The following is an 18,840-nucleotide window of genomic DNA, read 5'->3' as shown; positions in this document are numbered from 1 at the left end:
ATTAGTCTAATTGAATGTATGATAGAATAGACTGTACTAAATAAAAGAATGAGGTGCCAATACGTGTTAAAGCAATTCTCACCAGATAAAATGTTGAATACTCCATTTGGAATTACAGCAGCACAACTTCGCAAAATGGGAAAGACTACTATTTTGACTGATCTTGATAATACGCTGCTTGCATGGGATCAACTAGACGCAACGGATGAAGTTATCAACTGGTTTACTATATTGAAAGAAGAAGGAATCAAAGTTATGATTTTTTCTAACAATAACGAAGAACGAGTTGCTCGTGTGGCAAAAGCAATTGATGTTCCTTATTTAGCGCGGGCAAAAAAACCCTTAGGCGCTAATTTCCGCTGGGCATTAAAAGAAATGGATGCAACACCAGAAGAAACTGTGATGATTGGCGATCAAATTATGACAGATATATTCGGTGGAAACCGTCAAAAATTAACAACTATTTTTGTTCGCCCTGTAAAACAAACAGATGGTATGGCGACAAAATTAAATCGAATGATGGAAAGCGTTATTTTAAAACGATTAGCAAAGAAAAACCAAATTAAGTGGGAGGAATCACTTTGACAGAAGAAATTAGATGTATTGGTTGTGGCGCGGTTATTCAAACAGAAGACCCTGATAAAATCGGCTATGCTCCAAAATCATCCCTGAACAATGAGCAAGTTATTTGTAAAAGATGTTTTCGTCTAAAACATTACAATGAAATTCAAGATGTTGCCCTAACAGACGATGATTTTTTACGTATTTTAAATCAAATTAGTTCGAAACAAGCCTTAATTGTGTATGTAGTAGATATTTTTGATTTCGATGGTAGTTGGTTGCCTGGACTTCCTCGTTTTGCAGGAAGTAATCCGGTATTACTTGTCGGGAACAAAGAAGATGTGTTACCAAAATCATTAAAACGTGATAAGTTGACACGCTGGATGAGAACTCGTGCCAAAGAGCAAGGCTTGGCGGCGACAGATGTCGTATTAGTTAGCGCTGAGAAAGGCCACGGTTTTGATACACTTTTAGAGAAAATTGAAGAATTGCGAAATGGACAAGATGTCTATGTTGTCGGTTGTACAAACGTTGGTAAATCAACGCTAATCAATCGTATTATTAAACAAGCATCCGGGGAAAACAATGTCATTACAACCTCTCAATTCCCAGGAACAACGCTTGATAAAATCGAAATCCCATTAGCAGATGGCAATGTACTTGTTGACACACCAGGAATTATTAACCATCACCAAATGGCGCATTTCATTGATACAACAACGTTAAAAGCTATTACACCTAAAAAAGAAGTAAAACCAGCTGTTTTCCAATTAAACGAAGAACAAACACTATTTTTAGGGGCGCTTGCTCGCTTAGATTATGTTTCAGGTGGTCGCAAATCATTAGTAGTCTATGTATCTAATAATTTACCAATTCACCGGACAAAATTAGAAAAAGCGGATGCGTTATACGAAAAACAAGCAGGGATAGTACTTCAACCGCCTACAGAAGAAGGGATGGAGACACTTCCTAAGCTAGTTCCGTATTCTTTCACAATTAAAGAAAAAGCGGATATTGTCTTTTCCGGACTTGGCTGGGTGACAATTCCAGAAGGCGGCGCGAAAGTTACTGCGTGGGTTCCTGAAGGCGTGAGCGCAACTATCCGGACATCACTCGTTTAAAACTAAGGAGGCTTGTCATTTGGAAAAATATGTTGTTATCGGAAATCCTATTCGTCACTCGTTATCACCAGCTATGCAAAATCGGATTTTCCAAGAACTTGGAATGAATGCGGAGTATAACTCTGTTTTAATAGAAGAAGACGCTTTTGAAACAGAAATCAAAAAATTAATGGATTCTGGAGTGCGTGGATTTAATATTACAACACCATTTAAAGAGCGTATCTTACCATTTTTAGATGAATTAGAGGATCTTGCAGCAGCTTCTGGCGCAGTGAATACTGTGCTAAAAAAAGAGGACAAATGGTACGGATTTAATACAGATGGCAAAGGCTACTTAGAAGGATTAGAAGAAATCCGCTCAATTACAAAAGATGATTCTATTTTAATCACTGGTGCGGGTGGCGCAAGCAAGGCAATTTACCTAGCGCTTTCCACTCACACGGATGCTAAAATAACCGTTACTAATCGTACAACGGAAAAAGCGATAGAAATGACGAAAGATAATGAAAATCATCACGCCATTACACTTGAAGAAGCAGAAAAACAACTGGCTGATTTTACGATTATCATTCAAACAACATCTATCGGTTTAGAAGCTTCCAAAAACAAAAGTCCAATTTCGCTGGCTAATGTAAAAAAAGGAACGATTTGTTCTGACATTATTTATAATCCAGCCGAAACAGCCTTTTTAAAAGAAGCAAAGAAAAATGGAGCTATTACCCAAAATGGCTTACCAATGTTTGTGAATCAAGGGGCACTTGCCTTTGAAATATGGACTGGGATAAAACCAGAGCGATCACTGATGAAAGAAGCAGTACTCGAACAATTAGGAGGAAACTAATGTTAACAGCTACACAAAAACGTTTTTTAAGAAAAGAAGCGCATAATATCCAACCCATTTTCCAAGTAGGAAAAGGAAGCGTATCACCAAACTTAATTATCCACGTAAAAGAAGCACTAGAAGCGAGAGAATTAATTAAAATCTCGATTCTACAAAATTGCGAAGAAGATAAACAAACCGTTGCAGAAAAAATTAGTGCTCGTTCAGGCGCGGAAATCGTTCAAGTCATTGGCAGAACGATTATTCTGTACAAAACTTCTGTAAATAAGCAACAAATTAAGTTGCCATAAATCGGGAGGAACCTGCGATGAAACATAAAGTCGGCATCTTAGGTGGAACATTTGATCCGCCACATTTAGCACACCTCCGCATGGCAGAAGAGGCTAAGAAGCAACTAGGACTTGAGAAGATTCTTTTTCTACCTAATAAAATTCCGCCTCATAAACATATCAGTGGTATGGCTTCAAGTGATGAGCGTGTAGAAATGCTTCAATTAATGATAGAAGGTATAGATTCCTTTGAAATTGATACACGTGAACTCATGCGCACGGGAAAGTCCTATACGTATGACACAATGCGTGATATGATAAGCGAACAGCCGGATACAGATTTTTATTTCATTATCGGCGGGGACATGGTAGAATATTTGCCAAAGTGGTATCATATAGATGACTTAGTAAAAATGGTGACATTCGTTGGGGTTAATCGCCCCAGTTATCAGACGGAGGTTCCGTATGATATCGTTAAAATCAATATGCCAGAAACGACGATTTCTTCTACGGAAATTAGAAATAATATTGAGAACGCGAGCACCTTTTTACCAGAAAAAGTATGGTCATATATAAAGGAGCATCAACTTTATGGAAAGAAATGAAGTGCTAAAAAAAGTAGAAGCAGCTATGCCTAATGCTCGATTTAAACACACTTTAGGCGTAGAAAAAGCAGCAGTAGAACTTGCAGAACATTATCATATGGATGTAGAAAAGGCGAGAATCACCGCACTACTACATGATTATGCCAAGTACTATGAGGATGATAAAGCGAGAAAAATCATCGAGGACGAGGGTTATGATCCGCGTTTGCTTGCGTTTCATCGTTCGCTTTGGCACGCTCCAGTTGGCGCCTATCTGGCAGAAAAAGAATTTGGTATTACGGATCCCGAAATACTAGAAGCGATTCGCCTGCATACGACAGGGAGCGCTACAATGTCTGATTTCGATAAACTTATTTACTTAGCCGACTACACGGAACAAGGAAGAACATTTCCTGGGGTATATAAGGCGCGTAGATTAGCGCTTAAATCACTGGACGAAGCAATGTTATTCGCTTTATCGAATACGATTACGCACTTGGTTAAAAAACAACAATTGGTTTTTCCAGATACACTGGATGCCTATAATTATTTTGTTAATTTAAATTTGGAAGGAGACTATTAATAATTTGAACAGTTATGATACATTAATGCTGACCGCTAAGGCAGCAGACGATAAAAGAGCAGAGGATATTTTAGCATTAGATATGAAGGGGTTATCAAGCTTTGCGGATTATTTTGTAATCTGTCACGGTAATTCAGACAAACAAGTGCAAGCAATCGCTCGTGAAATTAAAGAAAAAGCTTTAGAAAATCAAGTAGATGTAAAACGTTTAGAAGGTTTTGATGCAGCACAATGGATTTTAATCGACTTAGGTGATGTTATTATTCACGTGTTCCATAAAGAAGAACGTTCTTACTATAACTTAGAAAAACTATGGGGAGATGCGCCACTCGTGGACGTTTCCGCTGCGTTTATTTCTTAATAAAAAACAGAACAGGCGGGGAATTCTCGTCTGTTTTTTTAAGGAGAAATTACTATGAGTTACGAATATTTTCCAGGTTTCTATGATAGATTAATGGATTCCGAACTTTATGATGAGTGGCTAGAATTTTCTGCTGATTTTATTGGCGATTCACCTAAAAAAGTACTTGATTTGGCTTGCGGAACAGCTGAATTCGCACTACGATTAAGTTTTTTCGGCCATCAAGTTACGGGTGTCGATTTATCAAAAGAAATGGTGGCGGTTGCTAAAGAAAAAGTAGCGGCAGCTGAAATCGATTTGCCGATTATAGAACAAGATATGTCCAAGTTAGCATTAAAGCAGACGTTTGATGTAGTTACATGCTTCTGCGATTCACTTAATTATTTGGAAACAGAACAAGCTCTTGAAGCTACTATTCAAGCTGTTTCAGCACATTTAGAACCAAATGGTTTATTTTTATTTGACGTACATTCCGTCTTTAAAATAGAGCAAGGGTTTAAAGATTATTCTTATGGAGATAGCGATGAAGAGATTTCGACGATTTGGAATTCATTTCCTGGCGAACATCCACACTCCGTCGAACATGAACTTACTTTCTATATTTTAGGCGAAGACGATATGTATAACCGTGTGGATGAACTTCATAAAGAGCGGACCTATCCAATCGCTACTTATGAAAATTTGTTAAAAAAATATGGTTTTACGAAAATTGATATTTATGCTGATTTCAGTCATGAAAAACCCAATAATACGAGCGAAAGAATCTTTTTCGTAGCAAGAAAGTAATTTTTCATCATTACTTTCTTTTTTTTATGCCCTTTTTACCTTGAGTCATGAAAAAGGGTTTTGCACTAGTATGGCGAATAGTATATTAAGGACGGTGATATAGATGATGGAGCTACTGAGAAAATACAAGCATTATATCTTAATAGGTATTGCTATTCTTTGTGCTGGACTCGTTTACATTTGGATACCAGATAGTAAATCTGATGCTGTAACTGCCAATCAAGCAGTAACGAAAGAAGAAAAACCGAAAAAAGAAGAAACAAAATTATCAAATGAGGTTTATATTGATATTAAAGGAGCGGTAAGGACGCCTGGTGTGTATAAACTGCCAATGGACGCTAGAGTTCAAGATGTGGTGAAAATTGCAGGAGGGCTTACAGCTGAAGCCGATAGCAGTAAATTGAACTTAGCTGAAAAACTAAAAGACGAGATGAGTATCTACGTTTATAAAAAGGGAGAAGAAGGTCCAACAACACAAGGAGCTAACACAGAAGAAACCAATGCCAGTTCTGCAAAAATTAACCTTAACAGTGCAACAAAGGACGATTTACAACAAGTCCCAGGAATTGGAGAGTCAAAAGCTACAGCGATAATAGAGCACAGAGAAAAAGAAGGCTTATTCCAAACAATAGAAGATTTAAAAAATGTTTCAGGCATCGGCGAAAAAACAGTAGAGAAATTAAAAGAATATTTGGATGTTAATTAATAAAAGTGGTTGACGAACTTCCTTCTAAACACCTATACTAATATTTATCAAATCATAAGGGAGTTTTTAATGTGCAAAGAATCGCATGGGATCAGTTTTTTATGGCGCAAAGTCATCTAATATCATCAAGGAGCACGTGTACACGCCTAATGGTAGGTGCGACAATAGTTCGAGATAAACGTATTATTGCGGGCGGTTATAATGGGTCCATCGCTGGTGGCGATCATTGTGCAGAACACGGCTGTTATGTTGTAGACGGTCACTGCATCCGAACAATACATGCAGAGATGAACGCGATCTTGCAATGTGCCAAATTTGGTGCCACGACAGATAAAGCTGAATTATATGTCACACATTTCCCTTGTCTTGCTTGTACGAAATCCATTATTCAAGCAGGCATAAAGAAAGTGTATTTCGCAAAAGACTACAAAAACCATCCGTATGCTCTAGAATTATTTAACATTGCTGGTGTTGAATTACAAAAAGTCGAATTTGATGAATCTGTTCTTCAAGTAAACAATTGGAACGGGGAAAAAATGCATACTTTAGTAAAAGAAGCAGCAGTGGAAGTAAATATTAATCCAGAAAAAGCAGAACAACTTTATCAAAGCATCTCAGAGAAATTAAACTAAATAGGGAGGGAACGTTATCGAGCGATATTTAGCTATTATTGTTTTAGCTATTATTTGTGTGAATTTTACAAGCTCTATCGTTCCCATATGTATTTCTTTGCTCGGTTTAATCGCTTTTATTAAAAAATCCAAAATTATTCTTCTTTTTGTCCTCATTTATCTTCTAACCTATAGTTTTTTGTTTGTAGTAGAAAAATCCAATGCTTCCTCTTATACAGCAACTGAATATAGCGGAAACTGTCAAATTATAGATAATTTAAAAATCGATGGAGATAGTTTTCAAGCTTTTGTGCGCTGCGAAAAAGAAAAATTCCAATTGAGTTATAAAATTACAACGGAAGAGGAACAACAAAAACTAAAAAGGCTCCATTATGGACAGTTTATTTCTGTTTCTGCAAATGTAGAAATACCTTCCGTCAACCGCAATCAAAATCAATTCAATTACCAATCTTATTTAAAGAACCAAAATGTACACTATATACTTCGAGTAAGTAATCTTACTATTACCAATCAATTCTCACCATCCTTCCTAATGAGACTTCAAAATATACGTTTGAAAATAATTACCCATTTAACCGAAAAAATATCTCCAACTATTTCGCCTTATTGTCTCGCATTAATTAGTGGAGAAAAAAGCGGTTTTTCCCCCGAAATGTATGAAGTTTATCAACAAATGGGTGTTGTTCATTTGCTAGCTATCTCTGGACTTCACGTGAATTTATTAATAGGGGCAATATATTTTCTCCTACTAAAATTCGGTATTACACGGGAGCGAGCCATCACTTGTCTACTTGTTTTCTTACCATTTTACGTTATCTTTACAGGAGCAAATCCGCCAGTTATACGAGCTGCTACAATGACAGCATTACTATTATTGTCAGAAAAATATACTACTAAATGGAGTTCGTTTTCTGCCATTTGTTTGTCTTTTATTCTGTTTTTCCTCTTGCAACCGTATGTGGTTAAAGAAGTGGGTTTTCAACTATCTTATGCAGTATCGTTTGGAATTATTTTATCGTCAAGACAAATACTAACCAAACAGCAGAACGCATTTACTAAGTCACTTGCTATTTCCTTCATTTCAACCATTATGTCTTCCGTTGTTATGATGTATCATTTTTATTCATTTTCATGGGTAGGAATATTCTTTAATTTAATTTATGTGCCTATTTTCACGATGATCATTTTGCCAGGTTGCCTAACTGTGTTTGTGCTGTCCTTTTTTCCAACAGAAATATTTCATTTTCCTGAAGTAGTGCTTACATTCTTTATACAATTGGTAGAAAAGCTAACCTACATTTTTGCCAAGATTCCGCATCAGACTATTGTAACAGGAAGGCCAAACACCGTTATACTAGTGCTAATCATTATAACTATCATCTTCTTTTTCAGCCAGTGGCAAAAGAAAAAATTTCCTTTTGGGATATTCATTTGTTTTTGTTTCTTATGTTATTTAGCTAGTTTTAATTTTAGCGGAAAAGTTAGTTTTATTGATGTGGGACAAGGAGATAGCATTTTAATTCAACTACCCTACAATCAGGGAAATTATTTAATAGATACTGGAGGCCAACTTCCATTTGAAAAAGAAGCATGGGCTAAGAAAAGAAAACCATTTACTATAGGCGGAAGTACACTTACCCCAGTGTTAAAATCAAAAGGAATTAATAGCTTAGATAAAGTAATTATTACACATAGTGATGCTGACCACATGGAAGGGCTTGATGATTTACAGAAAAACATTACTATTAACGAACTTATTTATGCTAAAGGAGCAGAAAACAAACCCATCATGAAAGAAGCTCTCGCTGCGATGCCAAAAGTGAAACAGACAATTATTTTGGCCGGGGCCAAGTGGCAAATTGGCGAAAACAGTTTCGAATGCCTATATCCAGATAAAGCAGGAGAAGGAGGAAATGATGACTCTATTGTATTAAAGGCAGTATTAGATGGTAAAATATGGCTTTTTACTGGTGATTTAGAGGCGAACGGAGAAAAGGGCATATCAGAACAACCTATCAAAGCAGATATTTTGAAAGTAGGGCATCATGGTAGCAAGACCTCCAGTTCCAAAGAATTTATTCAAAAAGTGAAACCGACTTTTGCAGTTATTTCATGCGGGTTAAACAATCGCTTTGGTCATCCACACGCAGAAACTATCAATACGCTAGAAACGGCAGGAGTAACAATTTTACGAACAGATATACAAGGTGAAATAATTTATACTTTTGGAAAAGGCTTTGAAGCGACTTTGAAATAAAACTTGCTATCTCTTATTTCATGTTTTACCATAGAAAGAGAAATAAGAGTGAAGCGAGGCGAAATGAATGCTGCCAGAATGGAAACAGATACGCTCCAAAAAAATAACGCCGGTGTATTTAATCATCGGTACAGAAGATTATATTATTAATGAAACGAAACAACTTTTAATAGATAATATTTTGGAAGGCGAAGAAGTAGAATTTAACTATGCCAATTTAGATTTAGAAGAAATGCCTATAGAAGTGGTCGTTCAAGAAGCAGAAAGTATGCCTTTTTTCGGTGATAAACGTTTAGTAATGGCTAATAATCCACTTTTTTTAACAACGGAAAAAAGTAAAAACAAAGTGGAACATGATACTGCAAAATTAGAGGCTTATCTCAATGAACCAGTTGATTATTCAGTATTATGCTTTGTAGCACGGGTAGAAAAGTTAGATGAGCGTAAAAAGCTTACTAAGTTACTCAAGAAAACAGCTACCGTTATAGAAGCTAAACGACCTAATGAGAATGAGTTGAAAAAATGGATTGAAGCAAAATTAAGCGAGAACAATATGCAAATGTCACAAGAGGCTATTACTCGACTGATAGAATTAACTAGTGGTCAGTTAACTACGGCCATGAATGAACTGCAAAAATTAATGCTCTATTGTTTCGATTCAAAAGAAATTACCATTCAAGATGTAGAGTCTTTAGTTGTCCGCTCACTAGAACAAAATATTTTCTTGTTGCTTGATAAGATGATTGCGATGGATATTGGTGGGGCGCTTCGGATTTATTACGACTTATTAAAACAAAAAGAAGAGCCTATTAAGATACTGGCATTAATTTCTAGTCAATTCAGGTTGTTAAACCAATTAAAGGTTTTAGAACAACAAGGTTACTCCCAACAACAAGCTGCGACTAAACTAAAAGTGCATCCATTCCGTGTTAAGTTAGCATCAAAACAAGCGAAGAATTTCACGGAATTACAATTAAATCAAGCTTTAAAACGATTAGCTGAAATCGACTTGGAAATGAAAACTGGCTTTGGTGATAAAGAACAGAAACTCGAATGGTTCTTATTCGAATTACAGGATAATCGGCAAAAGAGAGTATAAAAAATAGCTTTGTCATTTGAGACAAAGCTATTTTTACAAACAAAAAACACCACACAAGGTGTGATGTTTTATACCGAACTCGGTATTATTTAGCTAATTTAGCAGCTAAGCGAGATTTGTTGCGAGCAGCATTGTTTTTGTGAATCAATCCTTTGCTCACAGCGCTATCTAATTTTTTCGATGCTTCTACGTAAAGATCTTTCGCGTTGTCCGCGTTGTTTGCAGCTGCTTCGTCAAATTTTTTGATAGCAGTACGCATTGCAGAACGTTGAGATGCATTACGGCTGTTGCGAGTTTCAGCAGTTTTTACACGTTTAATTGCAGATTTAATATTTGGCATTCCATTCACCTCCGTCCAAACTAATGAGGTAGTATTTATTTCATATAACATACCTTTTTAAATTATATCAGAACAAATGCTATTATACCGAAATCACAGCCATATTGCAATAATACTTTCTATTTTATTTTAAATTTATCTGTATTTAATAAAGAAGTCATTGAATGTTAAGCGTTCTACTGATATAATCAAGGATAGCTTGCCATCGGATTTATGCGATGAGTTCTAATCAGGAGCTGGGGAAATGAACAAAGAAGAAATGAATGCAAGACAAAAGAAAATTAGAAACTTTTCGATTATCGCGCACATAGATCATGGTAAATCTACACTCGCTGATCGGATTTTAGAACAAACGGGTGCTTTGACGCATCGTGAAATGAAAAATCAGCTACTAGATTCGATGGATTTAGAACGTGAACGCGGGATAACCATAAAATTAAATGCTGTACAATTAAAATATAAAGCAAAAGATGGAGAAACATATATCTTCCATCTGATTGATACGCCTGGGCATGTCGATTTCACCTATGAAGTATCAAGAAGTTTAGCTGCATGTGAAGGAGCAATCCTTGTTGTAGATGCTGCGCAAGGAATTGAAGCACAAACGCTCGCTAATGTTTATTTAGCACTAGACAACGATTTAGAAATTTTACCAGTCATTAACAAAATCGATTTACCAGCGGCCGATCCAGAAAGAGTCCGTGAAGAAATTGAAGATGTAATTGGTTTAGATGCTTCTGACGCTGTACTTGCTTCTGCGAAATCTGGTATTGGTATTGAAGACATTCTAGAGCAAATTGTCGAAAAAGTTCCTGAGCCATCTGGTGATGTAAATAAACCACTAAAAGCGCTCATTTTCGACTCTGTTTTTGATGCATATCGCGGTGTTATTGCTAATATACGTATCATGGATGGTGTTGTAAAAGCAGGCGATCGAATTAAAATGATGTCCAATGGCAAAGAATTCGAAGTAACAGAGGTGGGCGTATTCTCACCAAAGGCAACCCCACGTGACGAATTACTTGTTGGTGACGTTGGTTACTTAACAGCTGCGATCAAGAATGTTGGAGATACACGAGTAGGTGATACGATTACACTTGCGAATAATCCAGCAGAAGAAGCGCTGGATGGTTACCGTAAATTAAATCCAATGGTTTATTGTGGTCTATATCCAATTGACTCCTCTAAATATAATGATCTTCGTGATGCTTTAGAAAAATTAGAATTAAATGACTCTGCTTTGCAATTTGAAGCGGAAACTTCTCAAGCATTAGGATTCGGTTTCCGTTGTGGTTTCTTAGGATTACTACATATGGAAATCATTCAAGAGCGAATCGAACGTGAATTTAATATTGATTTAATTACCACTGCTCCAAGTGTTATCTATCATGTGAACTTGACAGATGGTTCCAACATCGTGGTTGATAATCCTGCTGAAATGCCGGAACCTGGTGTTATTGAAAGCGTAGAAGAACCATATGTAAAAGCAACTGTGATGGTTCCAAATGATTATGTTGGTGCAGTGATGGAACTGGCGCAAAACAAACGTGGAAACTTCATTACAATGGAGTACTTAGATGATATCCGCGTAAGTATTGTGTACGAAATTCCATTATCCGAAATCGTATATGACTTTTTCGACCAATTGAAATCATCTACAAAAGGTTATGCATCCTTTGATTATGAATTAATTGGCTACAAAGCTTCCAAACTTGTGAAAATGGATATTCTTTTAAATGCAGAAAAAGTAGATGCACTTAGCTTTATCGTTCACCGTGATTTTGCCTACGAGCGTGGAAAAATCATTGTTGAGAAATTAAAAGAACTTATTCCAAGACAACAGTTTGAAGTGCCTATTCAAGCAGCAATTGCAACGAAAATTGTTTCTCGTTCTACTATTAAAGCACTACGCAAAAACGTACTTGCTAAATGTTATGGTGGGGACGTATCGCGTAAACGAAAACTCTTAGAGAAACAAAAAGAAGGTAAAAAACGAATGAAACAAATCGGTTCTGTGGAAGTACCGCAAGAAGCCTTCATGGCAATCTTGAAAATGGACGAATCCAAATAATAAAAAAGTTGTGCTGTGAGCAGAAATGTTCACGGCACAACTTTTTTATATATTATACGGATAAATCAAATCATGCTTTTTCTTTTCCATACTGACATAATTTCTCTCGGCAGTAATGATTTCTACCGCATCAGGAGACGAATATTTCGCTATTTTAACATCGACTTCTTTTAGATTTTCCGTTAAATCTTCTAAACTTTTCAAAACGGCGGCCCGATGATCCAAGAGTAACTGTTTACGAGCTTCAATAGAAACGGGGCCTTCCATACAAAAATCAATATATGTGCGGATTTGCTTTAGTGGCATTCCCGTATTTTTCAAACAACAAATCGTATGAATTAAATTTAAATCTGATTCCGTAAACTCACGGTAGCCGGATTGGTTTTTAGAAACAAACGGCAATAAACCTTGTTTATCATAGTAACGCAATGTATAAATCGACAAATTAAATATTTTAGATACTTCTTTAATAGAATAAGTCATTTTTTCCTCCAATAAATAATTTACTTGCCCTACACTATACTCTAGGGTTTAGAGTAAGTATAAAGTTAATAAAGAAAATAAGCAAAATTAACTACTATTGGAGGAATTCACGATGAAAAACAATGTATTAGTAACAGGCGGAACTGGATTTTTAGGAATGCATATTATCTTTCAATTATTGCAACAAGGCTATCAGGTCAAAACAACCGTACGCTCTTTAAAAAGCAAAGATAAAGTAATTGAAATATTGCAAAATAATGGAATAACGGATTTTACGCATTTGTCTTTTGTCGAACTTGATTTATCCAAAGATGAAGGTTGGAAAGAAGCAATGCTCGATTGTGAATATGTGCTAAGTGTCGCATCTCCAGTATTTTTCGGCAAATTTAAAAATGAAGAAGAATTAATACGCCCAGCAATAGAAGGTATTACAAGAATTTTACAGGCCGCAAAAGAGGCAAAAGTAAAACGAGTAGTTATGACTTCGAATTTTGGCGCTGTTGGTTTTAGCAACGCGGATAAAAATAGCATTACAACAGAAGCGTATTGGACCGATGAACTCGCTAAGGGTTTATCAGCATATGAAAAATCTAAACTAATCGCAGAAAAAGAAGCTTGGAAATTCATGGAAAATGAAACAGAATTGGAATTTGCTACCATCAATCCGGTTGCCATTTTTGGTCCATCACAAAGCAGTCATGTCTCCGGAAGCTTTGACTTATTAAAAAATCTGTTAAATGGTTCTATGAAACGTGTTATAAATATTCCATTAAACGTAGTAGATGCAAGAGATGTTGCCGATTTACATATTCGAGCAATGATTACCCCTGAAGCAAACGGAGAACGTTTTATTGCTTCTGCTGACGGAGAAATTAGTATGGCAGATATCGCACATTTGCTTCAACGAGAACGTCCCGAACTAGTAGATAAAATGCCGAAAAAAACATTACCAAATGCCGCTATAAGAGCAGCAGCTATATTTAGTAAACACGCCAAAGAAGGCGAATTGATGATTAATATGAATCGGCAAATAAGCAATTCAAAAGCGAGAGATGTTTTAGGATGGCAGCCGATTTCGACAAAAGAAGAAGCTGTTCTTGCTGCAGTGGATAGTTTGGCAAAGTATGGTTTATTAGATTAAAAGCGAATCCTGCACAAAAGCACTGGAAAATATGTTAAACTGACTAATGGATAACGAAGCAAATTTTAAGTGCAAGGAATTGATAAAAATGATAAATACGAACCATTCGAGTAATGAAAGTTCCGCGGTATATATCCATATTCCGTTTTGCGAACATATTTGCTATTACTGCGATTTTAATAAAGTATTCTTAGAAGGACAACCTGTCGACGAATACGTAGATTTACTAATTAAAGAAATGGAATTAACTGCTGCAAAAGGTCCAATAGCGCCAGTCGACACTGTATTTGTTGGCGGGGGAACGCCTACAACCCTGAACGAAGCGCAAATTGCGAGACTTTGCACAGCCATCCATAACATTCTACCGCTCAAAAAAGATATCGAATTTTCCTTTGAAGCCAACCCAGGAGATCTTTCGCTATCTAAACTACAAGCCATGCAAGATCACGGTGTTAATCGTATTAGCATGGGCGTTCAAAGCTTCAACAATGAGCTTCTCAAAAAAATCGGTCGCATACACACCGTAAAAGATGTTTATCAATCCGTCGAAAATATGCGCAAAATCGGATTTGAAAATGTAAGTATTGATTTAATCTTTAGCTTGCCTGGTCAAACAGAAGCGGATTTCCAAGATACATTAAAACAAGCGCTTGACCTTGATTTACCGCATTACTCCGCCTATTCATTAATCATCGAACCAAAAACGATTTTTTATAACCTTATGCAAAAAGGAAAGCTTTTCTTACCTGGTCAAGATGCCGAGGCAAATATGTACGATTTACTTCTCAACGAAATGGAAAAGCACGGTCGTAAACAATATGAAATTAGTAATTTTGCTAAAGAAGGATTTCAGAGTAAACACAATATTACTTACTGGAGCAATGAACATTACTACGGATTTGGCGCCGGAGCACATGGATATGTCGGCAACACCCGTTATAGCAATTTCGGACCAATCAAAAAATACATGGAACCACTCCAAAAAAATATACTCCCAACTTTCCAACAAAAAGAGCTTACTTTAAAAGAAAAAATGGAAGAAGAAATGTTTTTAGGGCTTAGAAAAGTGGACGGTGTAAATAAAAACCATTTCAAGCAAAAATTCGGTCAAGATTTAGATACAACATTTGCGAATGCGATTCAAAAAACAACTGCAAAAGGCTGGCTTGAAAATAACGAAGAAAATGTGGCACTTACAAGAAACGGAAGATTTTTAGGAAATAATGTTTTTCAAGAATTTCTCTAAAACCGCACTATTTGACCTTTTTTGACCAAACAATCCTACTTTAGTCTGAAATCGAGTGTTTTCGGTTGACTAAGGTGGAATTGTTTGGTAAATTTATACTTGTATTTAGCACTTGACGTTATGGAGTGCTAAAAGAGGTGATTGCTATGTTAACAGAAAGACAACTTTTGATTTTCCGTGCCATCATCGATCATTTCACTTGGACTATTCAGCCGGTTGGATCAAAAAATTTGCTGAAAGAAAAAGGTTTGCCTTATAGTTCCGCGACTATCCGTAATGAAATGGGCGTTCTCGAAGAATACGGCTTTATTGAAAAGACGCATTCCTCATCGGGGCGCGTCCCATCAGAGAAGGGATATCGCTTCTATGTCGATTATTTACTCCAGCCCAAAAAGCTAGATAAATCCGACAGGCAAATGATTCGTTCCTTCTTTTCAGAGAACTATTACGAAATGGAAGGACTTATCCAGAATTCAGCATTAATGTTATCCGATTTAACCAATTACACGTCCATCTTGCTTGGTCCTGAAGCGACGAAAAACCATTTAAGTGGCTTTAGATTTGTACCAATAAATAATTTTCAGGCAATGCTCATTTTAATTACCGATCAAGGGCATGTTGATAACCATCTGGTGACAATACCTGAGGGCACAACGCTCTCCGATATTGAACGAATGGTCAACATTCTAAATGAACGGCTAGTAGGACTTTCGCTTGATGATTTAAAAGTACAAATACCAATGGAAGTAAAAGAACTACTTGGAAAACATGTTAGAAACTATGAAAGCTTCATGCATGTATTTTCCGATTCTTTTGCTCAAGCAAGTCAACAAAAAGTGTATTTTGGCGGAAAAACGAATATTTTAAATCAACCGGAATTTCATGACATTAATAAAGTCCGTGAGATGCTTCATTTGATGGAAGAAGAACAAGATGTGTATGAATTGTTTAGGGATATTCCCGATGGTCTTCAAGTGAAAATAGGCCGAGAAAACAATAATAGTCTAATGGAAGATTGTAGTATCATTACAGCAACATATAATATTGCTGGCGAACGCGTTGGCGGTATTGTACTCCTAGGACCCACAAGAATGGAATATAGCAGAATGATGGGACTTGTTGATGTGATGAGCCGAGATTTAACCGATGTGTTAACCAAACTTTATCGTGATAACCAAAATTAGGAAGGCTGAAAAAGCATAAGTTTTTTCAGGAGGTGGCTAAGGTGTCTGAGAAAAAGAACAAAAAAGAAAAACTAGCTGATGAAATCGAACAAGAAGAATTAAACATTCTAGATGAAACAGAAGAGACTGTTGAAGAAGAGGCTGCGGCTGACACTTTAACAGAAGAACAAGCCAAAATTTTAGAGCTTGAAAACAAACTAGATGAAGTAGAAAATCGCTACCTTCGTATGCAAGCGGACTTCGAAAATGTGAAGAAAAGACATATCGCAGACCGTGATGCTAGTCAGAAATACCGTTCGCAAAGCCTAGCGCAAGATTTACTTCCTGCACTAGATAGTTTTGAAAAAGCACTTGCAACGACTTCTGATCAAGAAGAAGTGAAACAAATTTTAAAAGGAATGGAAATGGTATACAACCAAATCCTTGTTGCTTTTGAAAAAGAAGGTATTGAAGTTATTCCGGCTGTCGGCGAACAATTTGACCCGAATTTCCATCAAGCCGTTATGCAAGATAGTGATGAAAATGCAGGCAGCAATGAAATCACTGCGGAACTTCAAAAAGGTTATAAACTTAAAGACCGGGTTATACGCCCATCTATGGTAAAAGTAAATCAATAAAAAATAATTACTGAATAACAGGAGGAAATAACAATGAGCAAAATTATCGGAATTGACTTAGGAACAACAAACTCTGCAGTAGCAGTATTAGAAGGCGGAGAAGCTAAAATTATCCCTAACCCAGAAGGCGCACGTACAACACCTTCTGTCGTTGGTTTCAAAAATGGCGAACGCCAAGTAGGCGAAGTAGCGAAACGTGCTGCAATCACAAACCCAAATACAATTAGTTCCATTAAACGTCATATGGGTACTAACTATAAAGAAACAATTGAAGGAAAAGATTATTCTCCACAAGAAATTAGTGCAATCATTTTGCAATACCTAAAAAGTTATGCAGAAGACTACCTTGGCGAAACTGTTGATAAAGCAGTTATCACAGTTCCAGCTTACTTCAATGATGCGCAACGTCAAGCAACAAAAGACGCTGGTAAAATCGCTGGTCTTGAAGTAGAACGTATTATTAACGAACCAACAGCAGCAGCACTTGCTTACGGTATGGATAAAACAGAAACAGACCAAACAATCTTAGTATTTGACCTTGGTGGTGGTACGTTTGACGTATCTATCCTTGAATTAGGTGACGGCGTATTCGAAGTACATTCTACTGCCGGCGACAACGAATTAGGTGGAGATGACTTCGATAAAAAAATCATCGACTATCTAGTAGCAGAATTCAAAAAAGACAATGGTATTGACTTAAGCCAAGATAAAATGGCGCTTCAACGTTTGAAAGATGCAGCTGAAAAAGCGAAAAAAGATCTTTCTGGCGTAACAAGCACACAAATCTCCTTACCATTTATCACAGCTGGAGAAGCTGGTCCACTTCACTTAGAAGTAACCCTTACTCGTGCTAAATTTGATGAATTAACACACGACTTAGTTGAACGTACTATTGCGCCAACACGTCAAGCATTAAAAGATGCAAACTTGTCTGCAAGCGATATTGACCAAGTAATTCTAGTTGGTGGATCTACTCGTATTCCTGCAGTTCAAGAAACAATCAAAAAAGAATTAGGCAAAGAACCTCATAAAGGTGTAAACCCAGATGAAGTTGTAGCAATGGGTGCTGCAATTCAAGGTGGCGTAATCACTGGTGATGTAAAAGATGTTGTACTACTTGACGTAACTCCATTATCCCTTGGTATTGAAACAATGGGCGGCGTTATGACAACACTTATCGAACGTAATACAACTATCCCAACATCTAAATCACAAACTTTCTCTACAGCAGCTGACAACCAACCAGCCGTAGATATCCATGTACTTCAAGGTGAACGCCCAATGGCAAAAGACAACAAAACATTAGGTCGCTTCCAATTAGCAGACATTCCAGCAGCACCACGTGGAATCCCTCAAATCGAAGTATCATTTGATATCGACAAAAATGGTATCGTAACAGTTCGCGCGAAAGATCTTGGAACTGGTAAAGAACAAAATATCGTAATTAAATCTTCTTCAGGTTTAACAGACGAAGAAATCGAAAAAATGGTTCAAGATGCAGAAGCTAATGCAGAAGAAGATAAAAAGAACAAAGAAAATGCAGAACTTCGCAACAATGCTGACCAACTAGTATTCACTGTAGATAAAACATTGAAAGAACTAGAAGGCAAAGTGGAAGAAGAAGAAGTGAAAAAAGCAGAAGCAGCTCGCGATGAACTACAAGAAGCGCTTAAAGGTGAAGATTTCGAAGCTATCAAAGAAAAAACAGAAAGCTTAAACGAAATCGTTCAAAACCTATCTGTTAAATTATACGAACAAGCTGCAGCAGAACAACAAGCAGCTGGCGGCGCAGAAGGTCAAGAAGCTCCTCAAAATGACGACGTAGTAGACGCTGAATTTGAAGAAGTAAATGACGACGACAAAGAAAACAAATAATCTTTCTAGAAGGTAAAGATAATGAGTCAAAGTCTACTGTGGCTTTGGCTTTTTATCTGAAATAAAGTTTTTACAACATCTCT

General features: G+C 36.7%; 20 protein-coding genes. 18 read left to right on the top strand and 2 right to left on the bottom strand.

Annotation, left to right across the window (positions count from 1 at the left end; genetic code table 11):
* Positions 1–63: 63 nt before the first annotated feature.
* From AB2Q86_RS07920 to holA, 12 genes are all read left to right on the top strand, one after another.
* On the top strand, positions 64–585 hold the full coding sequence (locus tag AB2Q86_RS07920; RefSeq protein ID WP_003722000.1) for a YqeG family HAD IIIA-type phosphatase: 522 nt from the start codon (positions 64–66) through the stop codon (positions 583–585).
* A complete protein-coding gene (yqeH, locus tag AB2Q86_RS07915; RefSeq protein ID WP_003730140.1) occupies positions 582–1,682 on the top strand; it encodes a ribosome biogenesis GTPase YqeH in 1,101 nt (366 codons plus the stop codon). The genes AB2Q86_RS07920 and yqeH overlap by 4 nt, the downstream gene beginning before the upstream one ends.
* A 19-nt stretch (positions 1,683–1,701) precedes the next feature.
* Positions 1,702–2,523 (top strand): shikimate dehydrogenase, encoded by an 822-nt coding sequence (gene aroE / locus AB2Q86_RS07910; protein ID WP_012581296.1) that lies wholly within the window; start codon positions 1,702–1,704, stop codon positions 2,521–2,523.
* Positions 2,523–2,813: a ribosome assembly RNA-binding protein YhbY gene (gene yhbY, locus AB2Q86_RS07905; RefSeq protein ID WP_003721997.1), complete on the top strand. Its 291-nt coding sequence runs from the start codon at positions 2,523–2,525 to the stop codon at positions 2,811–2,813. The genes aroE and yhbY overlap by 1 nt, the downstream gene beginning before the upstream one ends.
* Positions 2,814–2,830: 17 nt before the next feature.
* Entirely contained in the window at positions 2,831–3,397 is a 567-nt protein-coding gene (locus tag AB2Q86_RS07900) for a nicotinate-nucleotide adenylyltransferase (protein ID WP_003730138.1), read from the top strand.
* On the top strand, positions 3,384–3,959 hold the full coding sequence (gene yqeK, locus AB2Q86_RS07895) for a bis(5'-nucleosyl)-tetraphosphatase (symmetrical) YqeK (protein ID WP_012581297.1): 576 nt from the start codon (positions 3,384–3,386) through the stop codon (positions 3,957–3,959). Before AB2Q86_RS07900 ends, yqeK begins: the two co-directional genes overlap by 14 nt.
* 4 nt (positions 3,960–3,963) lie before the next feature.
* The gene (gene rsfS / locus AB2Q86_RS07890) at positions 3,964–4,320 is read left to right on the top strand and encodes a ribosome silencing factor (RefSeq protein WP_003721994.1); all 357 of its coding nucleotides are present in this window, start codon (positions 3,964–3,966) and stop codon (positions 4,318–4,320) included.
* A 54-nt stretch (positions 4,321–4,374) separates the two neighbouring features.
* Positions 4,375–5,106: a class I SAM-dependent methyltransferase gene (locus tag AB2Q86_RS07885; protein ID WP_012581298.1), complete on the top strand. Its 732-nt coding sequence runs from the start codon at positions 4,375–4,377 to the stop codon at positions 5,104–5,106.
* 103 nt (positions 5,107–5,209) lie between these two features.
* Positions 5,210–5,812, top strand: a complete 603-nt coding sequence (locus AB2Q86_RS07880; RefSeq protein WP_012581299.1) for a helix-hairpin-helix domain-containing protein — start codon at positions 5,210–5,212, stop codon at positions 5,810–5,812.
* Between the two features lie 71 nt (positions 5,813–5,883).
* The gene (locus AB2Q86_RS07875; RefSeq protein ID WP_014598973.1) at positions 5,884–6,444 is read left to right on the top strand and encodes a ComE operon protein 2; all 561 of its coding nucleotides are present in this window, start codon (positions 5,884–5,886) and stop codon (positions 6,442–6,444) included.
* A gap of 34 nt (positions 6,445–6,478) precedes the next feature.
* Positions 6,479–8,701, top strand: a complete 2,223-nt coding sequence (locus AB2Q86_RS07870) for a DNA internalization-related competence protein ComEC/Rec2 (protein WP_077905348.1) — start codon at positions 6,479–6,481, stop codon at positions 8,699–8,701.
* A 67-nt stretch (positions 8,702–8,768) separates the two neighbouring features.
* Complete coding sequence (gene holA, locus AB2Q86_RS07865) at positions 8,769–9,800, top strand: DNA polymerase III subunit delta (RefSeq protein ID WP_012581302.1); 1,032 nt, start codon at positions 8,769–8,771, stop codon at positions 9,798–9,800.
* An 85-nt stretch (positions 9,801–9,885) separates the two neighbouring features.
* Here the strand turns inward: holA and rpsT are convergent, their stop codons facing one another.
* Complete coding sequence (gene rpsT / locus AB2Q86_RS07860; RefSeq protein ID WP_003726526.1) at positions 9,886–10,140, bottom strand: 30S ribosomal protein S20; 255 nt, start codon at positions 10,138–10,140, stop codon at positions 9,886–9,888.
* A gap of 244 nt (positions 10,141–10,384) precedes the next feature.
* Between rpsT and lepA the strand changes: the two genes are divergently transcribed.
* On the top strand, positions 10,385–12,211 hold the full coding sequence (gene lepA / locus AB2Q86_RS07855; RefSeq protein WP_003726525.1) for a translation elongation factor 4: 1,827 nt from the start codon (positions 10,385–10,387) through the stop codon (positions 12,209–12,211).
* Positions 12,212–12,256: 45 nt separating this feature from the next.
* On the opposite strand, the gene AB2Q86_RS07850 is transcribed toward lepA, so the two are convergent.
* A complete protein-coding gene (locus AB2Q86_RS07850; RefSeq protein ID WP_012581303.1) occupies positions 12,257–12,694 on the bottom strand; it encodes a MerR family transcriptional regulator in 438 nt (145 codons plus the stop codon).
* Between the two features lie 112 nt (positions 12,695–12,806).
* Here AB2Q86_RS07850 and AB2Q86_RS07845 point away from each other — a divergent pair, with 112 nt between their 5' ends.
* The 5 genes from AB2Q86_RS07845 to dnaK all read left to right on the top strand — a co-directional run bounded on the left by AB2Q86_RS07845 (position 12,807) and on the right by dnaK (position 18,757).
* Positions 12,807–13,835 (top strand): aldehyde reductase, encoded by a 1,029-nt coding sequence (locus tag AB2Q86_RS07845; protein WP_012581304.1) that lies wholly within the window; start codon positions 12,807–12,809, stop codon positions 13,833–13,835.
* A gap of 88 nt (positions 13,836–13,923) precedes the next feature.
* Positions 13,924–15,081: a radical SAM family heme chaperone HemW gene (gene hemW, locus AB2Q86_RS07840; protein ID WP_012581305.1), complete on the top strand. Its 1,158-nt coding sequence runs from the start codon at positions 13,924–13,926 to the stop codon at positions 15,079–15,081.
* A 146-nt stretch (positions 15,082–15,227) separates the two neighbouring features.
* Positions 15,228–16,265: a heat-inducible transcriptional repressor HrcA gene (gene hrcA, locus AB2Q86_RS07835; RefSeq protein ID WP_003726026.1), complete on the top strand. Its 1,038-nt coding sequence runs from the start codon at positions 15,228–15,230 to the stop codon at positions 16,263–16,265.
* Between the two features lie 41 nt (positions 16,266–16,306).
* Positions 16,307–16,882, top strand: a complete 576-nt coding sequence (gene grpE, locus AB2Q86_RS07830; protein ID WP_012581306.1) for a nucleotide exchange factor GrpE — start codon at positions 16,307–16,309, stop codon at positions 16,880–16,882.
* A gap of 33 nt (positions 16,883–16,915) precedes the next feature.
* Positions 16,916–18,757, top strand: coding sequence for a molecular chaperone DnaK (dnaK, locus tag AB2Q86_RS07825; protein ID WP_003730442.1), 1,842 nt, complete (start codon positions 16,916–16,918; stop codon positions 18,755–18,757).
* Positions 18,758–18,840 lie beyond the last annotated feature (83 nt).

It is taken from the genome of Listeria monocytogenes, from assembly GCF_041765605.1.
GTDB lineage: Bacteria > Bacillota > Bacilli > Lactobacillales > Listeriaceae > Listeria > Listeria monocytogenes_D.
This window is presented reverse-complemented; position numbering and strand designations above follow the sequence as displayed.

Bases quoted from the DNA above. Each gene is read 5' to 3' on its own strand.
- yhbY (WP_003721997.1), top strand. From the start codon at position 2,523: ATGTTAACAGCTACACAAAAACGTTTTTTAAGAAAAGAAGCGCATAAT.
- AB2Q86_RS07900 (WP_003730138.1), top strand. From the start codon at position 2,831: ATGAAACATAAAGTCGGCATCTTAGGTGGAACATTTGATCCGCCACAT.
- yqeK (WP_012581297.1), top strand. From the start codon at position 3,384: ATGGAAAGAAATGAAGTGCTAAAAAAAGTAGAAGCAGCTATGCCTAAT.
- AB2Q86_RS07885 (WP_012581298.1), top strand. From the start codon at position 4,375: ATGAGTTACGAATATTTTCCAGGTTTCTATGATAGATTAATGGATTCC.
- AB2Q86_RS07880 (WP_012581299.1), top strand. From the start codon at position 5,210: ATGATGGAGCTACTGAGAAAATACAAGCATTATATCTTAATAGGTATT.
- holA (WP_012581302.1), top strand. From the start codon at position 8,769: ATGCTGCCAGAATGGAAACAGATACGCTCCAAAAAAATAACGCCGGTG.
- rpsT (WP_003726526.1), bottom strand. From the start codon at position 10,140: ATGCCAAATATTAAATCTGCAATTAAACGTGTAAAAACTGCTGAAACT.
- lepA (WP_003726525.1), top strand. From the start codon at position 10,385: ATGAACAAAGAAGAAATGAATGCAAGACAAAAGAAAATTAGAAACTTT.
- AB2Q86_RS07850 (WP_012581303.1), bottom strand. From the start codon at position 12,694: ATGACTTATTCTATTAAAGAAGTATCTAAAATATTTAATTTGTCGATT.
- AB2Q86_RS07845 (WP_012581304.1), top strand. From the start codon at position 12,807: ATGAAAAACAATGTATTAGTAACAGGCGGAACTGGATTTTTAGGAATG.
- hemW (WP_012581305.1), top strand. From the start codon at position 13,924: ATGATAAATACGAACCATTCGAGTAATGAAAGTTCCGCGGTATATATC.
- hrcA (WP_003726026.1), top strand. From the start codon at position 15,228: ATGTTAACAGAAAGACAACTTTTGATTTTCCGTGCCATCATCGATCAT.
- dnaK (WP_003730442.1), top strand. From the start codon at position 16,916: ATGAGCAAAATTATCGGAATTGACTTAGGAACAACAAACTCTGCAGTA.